Origin of the sequence: Chryseobacterium herbae, assembly GCF_025154075.1 — a bacterium.
In the GTDB taxonomy this organism is placed as follows: Bacteria; Bacteroidota; Bacteroidia; order Flavobacteriales; family Weeksellaceae; genus Chryseobacterium; species Chryseobacterium herbae.
In genome coordinates this window covers 373,154-389,433 of sequence record NZ_JAOAMU010000002.1, presented here as the reverse complement: position 1 = coordinate 389,433, position 16,280 = coordinate 373,154, and the positions used below count along the sequence as shown (strand labels likewise).

The following is a 16,280-nucleotide window of genomic DNA, read 5'->3' as shown; positions in this document are numbered from 1 at the left end:
TCATCATCTTAGCACAAGACTACTAATTTACGATTTACGGTTATTATTTTTCCACTCTTGATAGCGCATTTCAATGACTGGTTTTATTTTATCGTAATTTTTCGATGAATTTTCTACTTCATATACATTATCATATTCACTAAAGACTCTTGCATAATCACCAAAGTAATTTTCGTCCCCGTCATCTTCGTAATAATAATCTACAAATTCATTTCCTTCATCATTTAAGACTTCATCATAGAATTTGCTATCACATTCCTCAATTAAAAAGTCTCTACCTGTCATTTCTTGTCTCTTAACCTTATTTATTGATTCCTGCGATATTTCTTTATAAAGTTTCCCAATTAAATTATTTTGAATAATCCAAGTTAAAAACATACCTATATGTGTACCTCCATCTTCAGGTTTGGCATCTTTAGGAAAGTCTTCTCCTTCTGAGTGCCATTCTATTTTATCGTATGACATAATATTTTATTTTTTAAAATTAACACTAAACTTCCTTTGTGTTTTTATATATATAAATCCTGTTTTTGAAACTTTCTAAAATTCCCTCACTAATTTGCTGTACTATTTCATTTACTTTCATCGTTTTATTCCGATTTTAAAAACTAGGGTATTGAAATTCAATACCCTAAATTATTCCCAACAAATTTGATATATTAACTATTCATTTGGATCTTCAATAAGATTCAATACTTTCCATTCTCCATTTATATATCCCACCCATAGATTGTTGAATGTAACAGTTCCATTTTCATAGATTATTTTTTCCTCAATAAGCTGCTGATTTTGCTTTTTCTCTATAAGTGTAAAATTTCTCTCTATATCTCTAAAAGAAGGAAATCCGTTTAACTTTAAATCTTCAATTAAGGATAATTTTAAAACTTCAGCCAATTCAGATTTTATTTCCTCGGTGTTATTCAATTCTCTTTCTTTCAACAAATTTTCGGCTTCCGTTATAAAGCTTTTACAGGACAATACTCCATCTAGATTTTCGTCAGAATAAAAATTTTCGATTTTAATAATTGCTCCCTCTGGAGTTGATGAATCAGGCATGAAAAAGTCATTTCCATCATCTATCTTAACTCCAAAATCTATATCAAAATTTAGTTTTGCTTCTTCATCAAGAGTATCTCTATAATGGCGAATAGTATAGCCCCCAAGCAATCGTCCCTCTTTAATAATCATCCAATCTATCACATCTTCTACCAGAACCTTTTTTAAATTTCCATTTTCAGCGAGTTTTCCTAAGTAATACTTATTCTCAATTTTAACATTCTCCAACCATACAAAAACATCTTTCTCATTTTTAAATTTCACAGAATTATACTCTGAAGATTCATTTTTAATAAAATCATTAAAATACCATAAAGTATTTTTCGCTTTATATAGGTTATACTGATAAATTTTATCGACCTCGATGTTAGCACTATTATTCATTTTCTAGATATATTTTTTTATTTTTATTATGCACAACCAGGTATTCCATTACATGGATCTTTTGGTTTTGGAACAGGCATGATTTTAGGGGCTGGAGCTGGAGTAACCCTAAGATTATCTGTTTCAACAGGAGGAGCCGTTTTTAATTTTAAATCATTTAATTTCGTATCAGGATTATTATTAATAGCATCTTTTGCCTTATCCCTTAAGTTTCTTACCCCATTCAACGCTTCAGATTTGGGTATTTTATCTAACAATTGTTTTACTTGTTCATTAAGTTTAGGATGATTTGCGTGTCTTCCCTCACCTGTAGTCTTATTAAATTTCTCAACAGTTAATTTATTTTCTTTACCTTCAAATTTATAACCTTCTTCTCTTGCTTGTCTTACAATTTCATGATTTTTATGTTGCCTTGGTATTAAGTGATGTTCATTTGTTACTTTACCAGTTGTCTCGGTAGTTTTAGTGACTGTTTCAACGATTGGACTTGGCTTTACAGAAGAATTTTCCAGTAAAGGGACAGCCCTGATAAGTGCTGAAACCCACTCCAGACCTTCTAGTTCTCTTCCATCAACAACTCTGTTTTCTGAGAAGTTATAGTGTGACTGGTAAGCATATTTTTCACTTAGAGGATCTACGTTAAAAAACCTTCCCAGCTCTGGTATGCTGTTTCGCCATTTAAAAGAACTCCATCCGGTTTCTGTCTGCTTTTCCTGCCCCTGAAAGCCATATCTGTAGGTTGGTAGTTGGGTATTTGTACCCTGGAACCCTTCATACTCCATCCCAAAAGGATAGTAGTTGGTTTCCTTGTCTATTACAGCTTCATTGTTGCTTCCACGGTAATAGGCTAGCCTGATGTTTCCTACATGGTCTTCATAATTGTAGACATATCTTTTCTTCTGATAATCAATTTAAAAATCAAACATCCCTAACTTTGATACATAAGGAATGATCTTCAATTATTTAAGACCATTTTTAACGGCTTAAATAAGCAAGAGTAGGATAACCTACCCTTGCTATTTTAATTTTAAAATTTAATACATATTGATTTTCAATAAATTAAATATTGAAATTGGTCTATCACTAACTTTGGAACATTACCATTGCCTTATTTACTCTTAAACTCTTCAATTTTATGATTGTAATGTTTGCTATTTTTAAAACTAACATATTTAATATCAAAGCAAGGATTAACATTTCCGTCAACTAATCTGGTATTGTAAAAAGAAAAATGCTTAAGTTTTTTAAGTGATACTAACCAATTTAAATCTTGAATATCTCCACAGTCACCTAAAATTAGTTTTTTTAAATTTACTGAATACTTCAAATCTTCGTATTGAGTCAACTTTCTACAGTAATCCAATATTAGAATTTCTAATTTTTCACATGTATTTTTCAATCCCTCTAAAGAATTTAGTTGACTGCAATAGTACCCTTCAAAACTTTTTAAGTTTGGCAATTTCAATCCTTCAAAATTTTGAATATTAGATTCTGTAATGTGTATTTTTTCAAGAGAATCGGGTAAACTTACCAATGAAAAAGATTTGTTTTTTGGTTTAAATTTCCAAATATATAGAGTTTTCAATTTCAAGTTAGAAGATAGGGCTAAAGCCTCATCATACCAATCTAACGAAAGATATTCTAATTTCTCAAATCGGGAATAATCAATATTGGGTCTTGGTTTAGGATTATGAATATTTATCGTTATTTCTTTCAAATTTTTCAAATAATATAACCCAGAATAATCAATATCAAATTGATTCAAATAAATTTCTTCAATAAAATTTATATCTTCCAAGAAAGACAAGTCTTTAATTGTATCTGAATTAATAGAAATTGATAGAACTTTATTCGTTTTAATATATTCTATCTCTTCTGATAGACTTCGCTCGCCTCTTCCTATTGCTAAGGTCCTGCCATCTTTTGCGATAGCATATCCATTTTTAATCATAATTAGTTACTTATTAGTATTATTAATCTTTTTTGCATCTTCTTCTCTGTATTTATCTCCTGGAGACCTTCTCTTATTATAATTGTTTTCACTTTTATGTCCCGGAGTCCCTTTGTCTTTATCGGCATCCGTTTCCATTCGTTCAGATTCTTGTTTGAATGCTTCTCTATCATTTTCAGCAGGTGTCCAATCTGTGCTTTCATGTGGATCGTCATGTTTAGCAGCCTTTTCTTTAGCTGATTCTCCTGCTCTTTTCTCTCCTCCTTTTCCATGGTATTTTTTACCACTTTTATGATTGTTTGTATAAGAGCCTGTTTGTTCTTTCTCCTTTTTTTTGTTTTCAGCTTTACTATCTCCTTCACTATTGAGAACCCGATTTGTAATTGTTAATCCCGTACCTGAAAGAGTTGTAAGGATTTTAATATTATTCCCTAGTAGTCTTATAATCCCATTGTAATTATTAATGGCATTACTCTTTGCTGCTTCATAAACTCCTGATCTTCCAGCCGTTGTTCCAGCGCCTGGTGTTGCAGGTACAATCGGTATGGCAAACGCAGAAACCCACTCTAAACCTTCCAACTCTCTACCGTCAACAACTCTGTTCTCGGAGAAGTTGTAATGCGATTGGTATGCATACTTTTCAGAAAGCGGGTCTATATTAAAGAACCTTCCTAGTTCCGGTATGCTGTTTCTCCATTTAAAAGAACTCCATCCTGTTTCCGTTTGCTTTTCCTGTCCCTGAAAACCATATCTGTAGCTGGGTAGCTGAGTATTTGTACCCTGAAATCCTTCATATTCCATCCCAAAAGGGTAGTAGTTGGTTTCCCTGTCTATTACTGCTTCATTATTGCCTCCCCGGTAATAGGATAGCCTGATGTTTCCTACATGGTCTTCATAATTGTAGACATACCTATTTTTCTGGTAGTCATAATAACCTTCACTTGTAGGAAAAAATTGCAGAGCTACAGGTCCTCCGCCTTCCTTTTCATACTGAAACCCGTCAAGGTAGTCAGTATTATTGGTGACCATAAGACCACTTTTAAACGAAAAATAGGTGAATGCTTTCTTTAGCTTAATACCATCCGCCCTGTACAGAAACTGAAGGTTATTATTGTCCTGAGCAAACTTTACCTCTTTAGGCAAATTTAAAAAATTATACGAGATAGAAGTTATACCCTTGTCAATATGATCGGTCATATTCCCGTTCACATCATAGCCAATGGTGTTCCCGCCTGTTGGATAGCCGGATGGATTGGTGTTGTCATCTGTTACTTTTTTTAGCCTATTGCCTTCATATACCTGATATTTCAGATCATCTATCAGTATAGGTACATTAGCTAAAGGCTGGTATCTTTTCAGGGTCTGGATATTTCCGTTAAGATCATAGGTAAGATTCTCACTATATCCGTCATTTACAGGAGCAGTGGCAGTAGGCTCACGATAGGAAGCATCTTTCAGTCTGTTTAATCTGTCATATCGGTAGGCATATCTTCTCAGAAAGTCATTACTGCCAGTTCTCCAGTCAAATTCAGAAATATTGCCGTTAAATTTTGCAGGAGCTGCAGAGCCATCTACCGGATTCTCATATTTAAGCTCATACCCAAAGAGTTTTCCGCCCAGATTAGCCGGATTATTAACTTTGGTAACCCACCCCCTGATATTGTAGGCATAATCGATAGACTGCAATGGAGTTCCCGACGTATTCCCGGTTTTCTTATTGATCAGCTGCCCAATCTCATTGTAGGTATTATCGGCAAGAAGTTCTTCTGTATTAGTGTTTACTTGGTGATAATGTTTCAGTAACCTGTTTTGTCCATCATAAACAAATCTTTCCTTAATCTGAAATTCCGTATCAGTTCTTGATCTTTTATGCTTGGTAATTTTTTGCTTTACAACACCGCCAAAGTCGTACTCTGTTTCTGTGATGGTATACCCGGCCAGATAATTCATGGAATAGGTTCCAATCACTCTTCCCTTTGTATCATACCAGCTGTAATTCATTGCCCATCCTACATCTTCTATATTTTTCAGATATGATGAAAGAGCAAGTCCAGTGGTATTTTTTATTACCCCATCTCCCGGCTGTCGTAAAACTTTCTGTCCCAGAATGGAAGTAGGGATTTCCGCAACCATACCGGGTGGATAGGAATCATAATAATTGACGGTAAGAGCAGCCATGCTTCCTGTAGGAAATGCATTTTTGGTGTAAAATACAGGTAGGTTATTAGAGGTAAATGGAGAAGTGTCAGCCCTGGTCTCATTATTGCCTGCATTAACATTCATATTATTGACCGCGGTTTGTAATGTCACTCTTGTTCCCGAATTGCTAAAAAATCCTGTATAAACAATCCTGTCAAACTGATCATATTTTGTAAAGAGCCAGCCTTTTGCACCGAAATTATTGGTCGTTGTTCTTAAAACAGCATCCTGAGTAAGGATCAATCTGTCCTGCTTATCATACACCATATATTCCCAGCCTTTTCCGGGAAGCTTTCTTTCTACCTGACGGTATCTGCTATCATATTTGTACTGGTAGCAAAGATTATCCAGTACCTTATCATCCATACCAACAATTGCTGCTGATGGTGGGATAATATAGGCAAGCTGGTCGTACTCGTTATACACATAATAGGTGTCAGCATTTTCTGTATCACTCAGAACCTTTCGTACCAGTACAGTCTGCCCTTGTGAATTTTTAAATTCTATGGTTTTGTTTTCATCCTCATCGGTGGTTGTATTTTTATACAACTGACCTTGGGTATAAAAGGAAGATTGAGAAATGGTAGAAGTATATAGCTTGTTCGCAGCATGCCATAAAGTAACGGTTTCGTACTTCTTTACATAATCTTCCTGCTTATTGGCACTCTCGGTGTACCCAAGAGGTTTTGTACTCCATGCCGTTCCCGGTTGGGTCATTTGCTTAACTCTGCTGAGAGGAGAGTTTTCAAACTGCTTCTCAGAGAAAATCTTTTCTCCGTTATAGATGTTCCCTGCATCAGCTACCGGATAAGGAAGCTGCCCGGAAGTTTGCGGATAAATGGCTCCGCCCGTTGTTCCATTCTGCGGAACCGGAAAATATTCCCGAGCCTGTCTCCCGAGTCCGTCATAAGTGAAAGGGGTCACAAGATCCTTTCCGAGCGGTGTTGCTTTGACGTTAACCATCTGTCTGGCTCTTCCCAATCCATCAAAATACTGGACGGTTTCTGTCCTCCTTTTAGATGGGTCGGATACTTTTGTGGAGTCCAGATAGCTTATGGACTGTACATAATTTTCAGTCCCTGTTGTCTGGGCATATAATAGCTCTGATACAGCAAAGAGGCTGTAAAGCAGTAGTATTTTTGTTATTATGTATTTTTTCATAGGTGTGTTTTTTATGGTTTGAAGTTGTATTGATATTCCTTCAGTATGTTTCCGTTTTTATCGTTTTCTCTGACCTCTTTCAGCCTTCCATATACATCATAGGTATAAACTTCTCTTATTCCTGATGGAGGCGTCACACTGGTAACTCCTTTCAAAAGATCATAGGTAAAAGTGGTGATCTTATAGCCCTTCAGAGAGGAGTGGGTCCTAAAGGCATCAAGAGCAGTGATCAGGGCCGTTTCTGAATCCGGATTGGAAGCATCTTGATCAGAAGCACTTACAATAGAAGAAATGAGCCCTAATCCAGTCAGCTGGTCATAGGATATCCCTTCTATCTGGGCAATGGGCTGGGTGCTGCCATATCCCCAAACAAATGCTACGGGTGTTCCTGTCTTTTCTGTGTACTGAAGGATATTTCCGCTTGCATCATATTTGTCATATTTTATTTCAGAGCTTACCGTACTATTTGGAGTATCATAAAGCCTAACAGACTGGGGCAGGATAAGATTTCCTGTTTCCACAGCAGGTAATGATACAGGATAAAGAGTTTCTGTTTTTGACAATAACTTTGAAACAGTACCTATCGTCTGGCTTGTTACCGTTTCCAAAGGAATTCCAACCATATTCTTAGAGATCATCAGCTGGTTCCCTTTTTCATGAGCATAGCTGTATGCTATTTCATTAATTCTGCCATCCGAGGAGGTTGACTTCTGACGGCTCAGCTGATAGTGCGCCGGATTGTTATAGAAATATTCGGTTTCGGTCTTTACCGGAATTCCGTCTAAATAATCTGTGGCCTTTTGAGATTTCAAGTAATGCCAATAGGAAACACTTCTGTATTCGTTAACACTGAGATTATCTAAATGAGCAAGATTGACTTGGACTCCGGCATTTAGCCCAGTACATTTATTATTAGGTTTGGCTACGTCAGCGGATGTACAATTATAGTGGTGCTGGGGAGTTCCACATGCCGGATCGAATAATTTTTTACCTGAAAAATTCTTAAACTCAAAAGTGGCCGAATCATTTTTTTCATAAATATTTTCCTTCTCCTGAATAATATCCAGAGTAGAAGAACCTGAATTTTTTCTAAGAACAAATGATTTTATTTCTGTCCCATTATCCCAACCCATGTTGGTCCAGGGACCACTGTTTATTCCTCCGGGACCCCATATATTGGATCCGGGATCATCTCTTCGGACTGTAAATTCTTTCATTTCCCCGCCATTCTCAAAATTATCCCCTCCTTCACTGATGGTTACAAAAGGATAAAGGCAGCTCATGGTTCCGGTATCATATAATGGCATCAGGCTGCTTGAAGAAAGAACAACATTAGTATTTTCTATGATACCGCCACAACTTGTGGGAGTTCCGGAGTTATCATCGTGACAGGCTGTTTCCCATTTTTCCATCTCTGTATAGAATGTTTTATTCCCCTTAAGACCGGAAGATTTGGAAATATCATCTTTATGGGCGTAATGATACCTTTTGTAAACAGGTACATTTGAAACAGGATCAACATCTTTTGTGGACTTTACCCTTACTCCTCCCGTATCCAGATTGGTGAAAAAAGTCTGTGGAGCCGATTGATAATAGGAGATTGAAGTATTGACAACACTGCACATAAAATTGGCACGTGCTATAACGGTATAGGCTTGTCCGGCTGTTACATTGAAGGAGATTTGCTGAGATATTCTATCACGGGTAAGAGGATAGATCGTTCCCTGCCCAATCCGTATTGAACCGGAATAATGGCCTGAATTAGCAAAACTTTCACATTCAGGTAGTGAATTGGAGGAAAGATTAGCTCTAACACTGATGGCCTGATTAATCGGTGATATTATTGTGTATTCAACTGATCTGCTATTGGTTCCAGTATCGGTCTCCACATCAAGATCTTTAGTATAAAGGCTCGGCATAATTGTTTTTTCACCCCAATAGGTGTTTCCTTCATATTCAAGCTCAGTATAACCCTTTGTAGGATAAATAATCTTTTTGAGCATTCCAATCTTCGAAAAGCTGGGATTGGGATCTTTATTCGCTCCGCCATAGTTAAATTTTGACAGCCCATAATCAGAAATATTCGCAGGAATAAGAGAATTATTACTCACTCCTCCGTTATAATATCCCCACTGGTCCTGAGCCATGGAAAGTCTTTCAGGAAATTGTGTCGGGTTATCATACTCAAAACCATATGTTTTCTGTGGGTCTTTAAATATAATATTGCTTAGAAAATTTCTTTTGTTGGCCGTATTAAGATAAGAAAGGGAGGTGCTCTCAATGACGGATCCGTTTTTATCAAGCAGACGGATGGTTTTTACTTTTTTGTTTCCAACTATATCAAGAGAAGCAGGATCCGTGTCATATTCAAAGGTAAGGGAACCATCAACAGTATTATTACTGCTGATCGAAAGGATTCTTTTTCCTGAAACTTGCATGGTATTGCTAACTATTGGTCCCGCAGAAGGCGCCAGCGAATATCCTGATCCATGACACATAGGCTGCGTCACTGGATAACCTACAGACATCTTTAAGATCTGTGACTGAGATGTCGTATACTGAGAAATTTCATTCGCCTCATAATTGAAATACACTTCATCTCCGCTTGGGTGTGCAATCTTGGTCAAATACCACGCAGTTACTGCTCCAGAGGGTGTAGAATGTCCACTCCCAACACTTCTGTACATAGTAGTTTCCTTTTCTGTAAAATAGTATTTTTCACCGTTGGCTACGGTCAACAGAAAATCCTGACCGTCTCCATTGCTGTTTCCTGTTCTTTCAATTTTGACCGCCTGCTGGTCTACAATATGAGGCTGGTTATTCTGATCATAGAAAAATTTCCCTGAGTAGCCGTTGAAATTAAAGGAATACTGATCTGCTTCTGTATCCAGCGCATCAGAGGCATCTCCTATGGCAAATAGAAAATTGTTACTTACCGGATTCGTATACGCTCCGTCTAATGTTTCAGGTAGAGCAATATGAGTTGATGCTTCGTCAGCTCTGTCTCTTACCATACGGGTAATGACACCTCCAAAATTTAAATTCCATCCTAATCCTACATTGGTGGAAATTTCATCTACTTTCACCCCGTTTGAAGAATAGGAAAGAGCAATGGGCAGGTCTATATTTCCTGTTTTAAAGGAAAGAAGAGGAACAGAAATATTGGGAGATCCCGTAAAAAGTCCCACAGGTACATTTCCGTAATTTCCTAGTGCATAAGCGGTCGGTGATGGGGGGATTATATTGGGTAAAGATGCTTTACTATTGGGCTGCTGTGCCTGAATACTGCTTATAATCAGTAGTGCAGCCGGAATTAATATTCTTTTCATTTGGTTTTTTATTTCTTTATGAGTTTGGCATTCGCCGTTTTATTGTTATCCGTCTTTATGGTCACCAGGTAAGCCCCCTGGATTAAATTCTGAGTATTGATCTTAGTCACCTTATTCTTTGTCTTCAAACTCTGAAGCTGTCTTCCTCCCATGTCGTAGAGAATAATATCCGCTTCTTTGAATTCAAAGCCAATTTCTACATAAGCATAATCTGAAACAGGGTTTGGATAGATTTTGATGTCCTTTTTTTCAATGAGCTGATCAATTTGCTTGTCTCCCAATTTCACAATCTTCCAGTTTTCTTTTCCCAGTTCTTCGGCGCTGGTTCCTGCAAGGATAATACTGCCATCTTTGTTCAGTTTAATATCAGAGAGTCTTTCTTCACGTTTTCTGGCTTCACCTTTTACGTATTTTCTCCACTGCTCATTTCCGTCCCCATCTAAGTACAGCATCCAGAAAGTTTCGTCATCGGTTTCAATACGTCCTTCTGCCTGCGTATAGCCGCCTAGAAGAATTCCTTTTGACGTTTTGTCATCTGCTGAATGAAGCACGCTCATACCCATCAGAATGTCACGGTTCCCGAAATTGAAAGATTTCTGCCAGATCTCTTCCCCTCTTTCATTAAGAGAGATCAACCAAAGGTCAGTTCCTTCTTCAATTCCAACAGTTTTATTTCCTGACCTCTCAGATCTGGATTCTCCACCGATTACATATCCGGAAGAGGTTAAGGCCAGTGTTCTTAAATGATCATCTTCCTTTCCGCCAAAGTTCTTTTCCCATTCAACTTTTCCCGCTTTATCAAGCTTAATGATCCAATAATCTCCTTCTCCCAAATTTTCGGTTTTCTTCAATCCTCCGATACCACTTCTTGAGTATATCCCAACCAATACACCTCCGTCACGCGTTGGGATCATTTTTTCTACTTCATCGAGTCCCTTTCCGCCTAAAATAGATTGTGACAATTCTTTTCCGTTCTTATCCAGCTTAATAATCAGAACATCTTTAGAGCCATAACCTTTAGATGAGTTTTGAACATTTCCGGCTACAAAAAATCCGAGATCTGTACTCTGAATGACTGATCTTGCCTCTTCATCAGATGCCGATCCTATTGTCCTCTGCCACAATTCATCTCCAAATTCATTCAGTCGGATCAGCCAAATGTCTGATCCACCTTTGGAATCATCTTTCTTATCTAAGCCTTTACCAGAATAAGAAGTTCCTGCATTAAGACTTCCCCCATCCTGAGTAGTCACCGAAGCTGAAAGGTAATCGTGGTTCTGTCCTGAGAAATATTTTTCCCAGACTTGTTCTCCCTGCTGGTTCAATTTGATTAAATGGAAATCGTAGCCCTTATTTTGCTTCCCGTTTGGGCCACCTAAGCTTGTCCCAGGGCTGGTTCCTGAGCCTGTCGAAGGATGAATAGAGCTTCCGCTAATTAGATACTGCTGATCAATAGTCATATTTACCTGACTGAGGAAATTTTGAGTATTGGACTTTATGTCCTTCTGCCAGAGAGTTTCTTGGCCATAGATTGTAGAAATCGTGCACACGATAAGTGCACTTAAGTAAGTTTTTTTCATAGGCATTTGTATTTATTTTTTTAAGCATTAAACTTAAACAAAATATTATTTCACCACACTGTGGTTTTCCCCATATTTTGTCTGTTGCTTTTACGGTTAAAAATAATATTTCCGTAATTGACTGCTAATTAACTTTTTGTTAAAGCAAATTTAAATCAGCATTGCGACAGAAAGTGTCGTGTTATTTTGAGGCTATAAAGATTTTTCTAATCCTTAGTGCAGAAAGGATTACCTTAAACAAAGTCTCCCAAAAAAGATCTGCTTAAAAGAAACTTTCCGAATTATTTCCATTAAAAAGGGTCTGCGCTTTTGCAGCACAGACCCCCACTATTTAAATGATATTATATCGATGTTATTTATCAGCCACATTAAACTGAAAGCTCATTTTCTGTTCGTGGCCATGATTATTGGATACCCAGATATCAAAAGCCTGCGTTACTGAGGATTCTGATACATAATGCAGTCTGAATTGCTGCTGAGTCAGAGTATATAAATTATTAGGCTTTAAAGCCTTGTAATCCCCTAAGAGTAGCTTTCCCTTTCCATCAAACTGAAAATACCGGATAAAATACTCCGTACCCTTATAATTTCCCTGGGTTTTTAAGCTGCATCTTATGGTTATAGTTTCCCCTTTGCCTATACTCTTAGGAACAGGCATTACCTGCAATTCAAATGGAAAATCAGTCTTTACATCCAGTTCCTTATCGCAGGAAGAGAGTGAAAATAATAGTAGCAGGATTGGCAATGAAGTGAATATACATCGCCATTCACCTGCAAATGATATCCTTTTTTGATTAAAATATTTCATAGATAAAGATTTAAAAATTAGAAAATATAACGGAGCCCTACTCCTGCTGATGGCCTGAAATTTTCAACAGAAGTTCCCCAAACAGCTTTGCCCCTGCCTTGCACCAGCATTACCAAATGATCACCCAAATAGGTTTCGAGAGAAAGTCGTAGTCCACCACCATAGATAAAACTATCTTTATTTCGGATGACAGCACCATTAGGCAGTAAAGGCTCACCGCGATTAATCACTTCATAAGCCGCAACTGCTGTAACCCCCATATTCAAAGAAATATTCTTTGACCAGTCTCCGAGCAGCACAAAACTGTATCCTCCTTCCATTGAATAAGTTTCAACTGGAATGACATAATTTTCAAACTCATGTTTCTTATGGGAGTATTCGACAGCCCATAACTGATAGCTTCCTTTTTTTCCATTGATGGTCATTCCTGCCTGCACGTAAAATTCGTCATGTAATGACTTTTTATTAGGGATCAGTCCGATCGTAGCTTCAAAACCTTTCTGTCCTTTAAGCATCCTTTGAGCATAGATGCCCGTAGTGCTAACTATAACCATTATGCTGGTGATAATATATTTATTCATTTCGATGAGTTTAAGGGTTAAAAGATCAGTTTCAGGTCTGTTACCGGTTTTGCATGGATCAGATCCATATTTTCAACTTCCAGTTTTTGATGTCTACCACCGTTTTTCTCGAATATTTCAATGACCAGAATTTTATCATCCGCTAGGGTAAACTGATCCAGTAGAAATACATTACGTTCTGTACGGTTGTCTTTTACATCGGTTAAGGGCAGATAAGTTCTTAGTGGAACAAGCTCATTCTCCTGGATAGCCGTTCGTTTCGAAGTTCTCTTATCTGCGATCTTGAAGGTCATAAAATCAATAGGAAAAGGCACACTCGTGCCGTTTTTGAGTTCCGTATGGAAGTAGTATTTCCCATTATAAATATATATACCTTTAAGCAGGAAACGAATTCCGAAGCTGTACGAACCAATATGCCTGATCAGCTTTTTATTCTTTGTATAAATAGCTTTCAGAGCGGCCTCAGTTAGAGAGGGCTGAGTACCACCAAGATCCTCAAATAGCACATTATTCACTTTTTCCTTTTCCTGAGTCTGCAGCATTTTTTGTACATCGTAGTTTAAAGTAGTGGGACAACAGCTGTAGAGCACATCAAAATTGTAGAAACGTCCGTCCTCAGTAATCACTGAAAAATTAGTTTCGGCTTCAAAATTCCGCACTGCTGCTTTGATACGAAGTACATTTTCAGCTTCATCTGCTTTTCCAGCGGCCAGATTTTCACTTCCCATATCTACGTATCTAATTTTAGAGGGGAAGATGATATGGGTGGTCTTATCATAGGTTACCGTGAGCCAATAGGGTTCTATTTTTCCTATCTTAAGCCTCGATTCTATTTTCAGTGTATCACTCGGTTGTAGGCTATCCTGTTTCTGGGCGCTGAGTTGTAAGGCAAAGCTTATTAGAAACGTTATCACAAGCAGTTTTTTAATGAGTTGATTCATAATTTTGAGGGTTTGGATTAAACATTATTTTTTGGCAACCAGAAAGACCTTATGTCCGGCTTTAAGAGTGATCATAGGCATTCGTATCTTTTTTGAGAAGTACCCGGAAATACCCTGCACAAGGCTTTTACTTAAATCCGAAGTGATCTGTTGCCCAGCAGAAGAACTCAGAGAGATGCTCGTTCCTCCGGTATTGCCCATATTGGCAGCCATCTCCGTAAGGGCGCTTCTCTCAGGAGAATACGGAACCGCCAGTCCCATCTGTCCATCTGCGTCATAGGCTGCTATCTCTACAGGAATGATATTTCCTTCAAACTCTATAGATTGTATCAAAAGCTGAAGCCTGATTCCCTGAAACTTTGCAATAGCGGTGAGTACAGTTCCTTTTGGGATGACGAGCTTTGAAAGCCGGACTCCATCTAAGAGTCTGATACGAACCGTATTCTCACTCGTTACACTCTGCGTTTCATGAATACAGGCCCGAATGCTATTAGCGGACTGAGATGATTCATTGAGCGTTCCCGCAGTATAAAAGTTTCTGTTTTTTACTTGGGCGAGCTCTGCAAGAAAGGCGGAATCTGAAGGTTCCCTGTACAATGAGGACACTATATTTTTATGCGTTGGATACAAACCAGCAAAAGAAACTTTTTGTTTGGGTTGCTTAGTGGTATCGCCTGCACCTTTACCTCTATTTTGCTCTGCCTTTTCCACTGTTCCAGAAGCTTTACCGGTTGTCGGAAAATATTTGGCTGCCATCTGATAAGATTTCTCCATCAGTGCCAGTTGATTTTCTACAGGATTGGAAGGAGCTGTTTCTTTTTGCGCTAACTGAGCTTTTAGGGACTGCACCTCATTTTGAAGCTGAGAATTTTGCCCTCTGTCCTCATAAAAATTCCCCAGTGTGCTTTGGATGCCCCGGTAACTGCTAAGTGCTTCATGCTGGCTGTTGGAAGAAGAGCTCCCTTTGTGAATTACAGGATTTCCTGAAGTTGAAGTCCTAGCCTCAGACCCGGCACTATCCGTATTCCAATAGTCCGATAAAGCGCTGAGTGACCGCTTTTTTTCGAGTTCCTTCTGTTCCAGCAGATCAGACTCATACGCTTTTCCCTTATCAGCCTGCATTCCTGCCTCTGTGGCCTGTGGAACGACTTCATTAAGTCCGGCCTGTTTCTGTTCTTTCGGATCTGAGGAGGGTGCAAATATGAGATACATACATCCGATAAATACAAACCCCATTAAAACGAAAATAAGCGGTTTCTTGAGTTTTTGCATTTTATCTGACGAAGGCGTTTCTTCATCAGGGACTGCTTTTTGGCCCACCTCAGTAAGCTTTACGGTTGTTTTATTGTTTTCATTTTCTTTCATAACCTTCTTTTTTTTGTTGAGTTGATGATGAATCTTTTAATTCTAATTCTGGATTTTTATCCTCCAGAATCGGATTGCGAATCTGCTCCCTGATTGGTCTTGGCTTTAAAGCCTCGGTTTTAGCATCGTACCAAACCTTTAAGACGACACATCCTGTCACCAGCAGGTATCCCGCAAAAAACAGGATCACAAATTTCCTTTGCCTTCTGGCAGAGAGCTTCTGCCAGCGCTGCTCCAACCTGGTCTCACAGGTATGAAGAAATATTCTTAGCTTTTTCATGGCACTTGTTTTTTATCGGTCTATAACCTGCAGATCTTTATTCTCAAGCACGCTGAACTTTTCAATATTAAATCCCTGTGGGTTCGTATCTGAGCGGACAGAATTAAGGAGGTAACAGGAAGTCACCAGGCTCCTTTCTGTCAGATTACTGGAACGGATAATAAACTGCCGGGCAAAGGTTTTAACAGAATATGGATAGGTATCAAAATTGCACTGCACACTGTCCACTTCAATACGCTGCTGGATATTGCCCGAGATAATCCGGTTATAATAGCCTTTTTCCGAGAGGTCTTTGTAATAATTGAAGGCACTTTTATCGGCAAGATTGAACGCTCTTTTCATATTACTTTCAATGGCATTCTTATCAGGTGCCAGGGTAAAGAAGAGCTCATGAAAACGCCGAACATGTTCCCGGGCTTCTACCGGTCGGTTGATGGCAGCATCCTGAGACAGTGCCAGCATAAGTGATTTGCCATTATCAAGCACGTAGATTTTTTGTCTTTGCTCTTCTGCAAATTGGTAAGACTGCCAGATAGCATAGCCTACCACTGAGATACACAGTACGGCAAATACGATCGCATAGAGCCTGATCTGCCTGAAACTGTTTTCAATATTTCTGAGGGTTTTAAATTCCATTGTTTTACT

General features: G+C 38.2%; 13 protein-coding genes. All 13 read right to left on the bottom strand.

Features of this window, described 5'->3' with window-relative positions:
* Window positions 1-27 precede the first annotated feature (27 nt).
* The 13 genes from N0B48_RS07935 to traK all read right to left on the bottom strand — a co-directional run bounded on the left by N0B48_RS07935 (window position 28) and on the right by traK (window position 16,271).
* Window positions 28-465, bottom strand: coding sequence for a DUF7832 domain-containing protein (locus N0B48_RS07935; protein ID WP_259838076.1), 438 nt, complete (start codon window positions 463-465; stop codon window positions 28-30).
* Window positions 466-663: 198 nt separating this feature from the next.
* A complete protein-coding gene (locus tag N0B48_RS07930) occupies window positions 664-1,440 on the bottom strand; it encodes a DUF2314 domain-containing protein (RefSeq protein WP_259838074.1) in 777 nt (258 codons plus the stop codon).
* A 26-nt stretch (window positions 1,441-1,466) separates the two neighbouring features.
* Window positions 1,467-2,255, bottom strand: coding sequence for an RHS repeat domain-containing protein (locus tag N0B48_RS07925; RefSeq protein WP_259838684.1), 789 nt, complete (start codon window positions 2,253-2,255; stop codon window positions 1,467-1,469).
* Between the two features lie 293 nt (window positions 2,256-2,548).
* Window positions 2,549-3,391, bottom strand: a complete 843-nt coding sequence (locus N0B48_RS07920) for a leucine-rich repeat domain-containing protein (protein ID WP_259838071.1) — start codon at window positions 3,389-3,391, stop codon at window positions 2,549-2,551.
* Between the two features lie 6 nt (window positions 3,392-3,397).
* Window positions 3,398-6,751 (bottom strand): DUF6443 domain-containing protein, encoded by a 3,354-nt coding sequence (locus N0B48_RS07915; RefSeq protein ID WP_259838070.1) that lies wholly within the window; start codon window positions 6,749-6,751, stop codon window positions 3,398-3,400.
* An 11-nt stretch (window positions 6,752-6,762) separates the two neighbouring features.
* Window positions 6,763-10,080 carry a hypothetical protein gene (locus N0B48_RS07910; RefSeq protein WP_259838067.1) on the bottom strand — a complete coding sequence of 1,106 codons (3,318 nt, stop codon included), beginning with the start codon at window positions 10,078-10,080 and terminating at the stop codon, window positions 6,763-6,765.
* Between the two features lie 8 nt (window positions 10,081-10,088).
* Window positions 10,089-11,660 carry a T9SS type A sorting domain-containing protein gene (locus N0B48_RS07905; RefSeq protein WP_259838065.1) on the bottom strand — a complete coding sequence of 524 codons (1,572 nt, stop codon included), beginning with the start codon at window positions 11,658-11,660 and terminating at the stop codon, window positions 10,089-10,091.
* Window positions 11,661-12,012: 352 nt separating this feature from the next.
* Entirely contained in the window at window positions 12,013-12,468 is a 456-nt protein-coding gene (locus N0B48_RS07900) for a DUF3872 domain-containing protein (protein ID WP_259838063.1), read from the bottom strand.
* Window positions 12,469-12,485: 17 nt separating this feature from the next.
* On the bottom strand, window positions 12,486-13,022 hold the full coding sequence (locus tag N0B48_RS07895; protein ID WP_259838061.1) for a conjugal transfer protein TraO: 537 nt from the start codon (window positions 13,020-13,022) through the stop codon (window positions 12,486-12,488).
* 44 nt (window positions 13,023-13,066) lie between these two features.
* Window positions 13,067-13,990, bottom strand: coding sequence for a conjugative transposon protein TraN (traN, locus tag N0B48_RS07890; RefSeq protein WP_259838060.1), 924 nt, complete (start codon window positions 13,988-13,990; stop codon window positions 13,067-13,069).
* Between the two features lie 24 nt (window positions 13,991-14,014).
* Window positions 14,015-15,355: a conjugative transposon protein TraM gene (gene traM / locus N0B48_RS07885; protein WP_259838059.1), complete on the bottom strand. Its 1,341-nt coding sequence runs from the start codon at window positions 15,353-15,355 to the stop codon at window positions 14,015-14,017.
* The gene (locus N0B48_RS07880) at window positions 15,342-15,635 is read right to left on the bottom strand and encodes a nitrogen regulatory IIA protein (protein ID WP_259838057.1); all 294 of its coding nucleotides are present in this window, start codon (window positions 15,633-15,635) and stop codon (window positions 15,342-15,344) included. The genes traM and N0B48_RS07880 overlap by 14 nt, the downstream gene beginning before the upstream one ends.
* A 12-nt stretch (window positions 15,636-15,647) precedes the next feature.
* Entirely contained in the window at window positions 15,648-16,271 is a 624-nt protein-coding gene (gene traK / locus N0B48_RS07875; RefSeq protein ID WP_259838056.1) for a conjugative transposon protein TraK, read from the bottom strand.
* Between the last annotated feature and the right edge of the window lie 9 nt (window positions 16,272-16,280).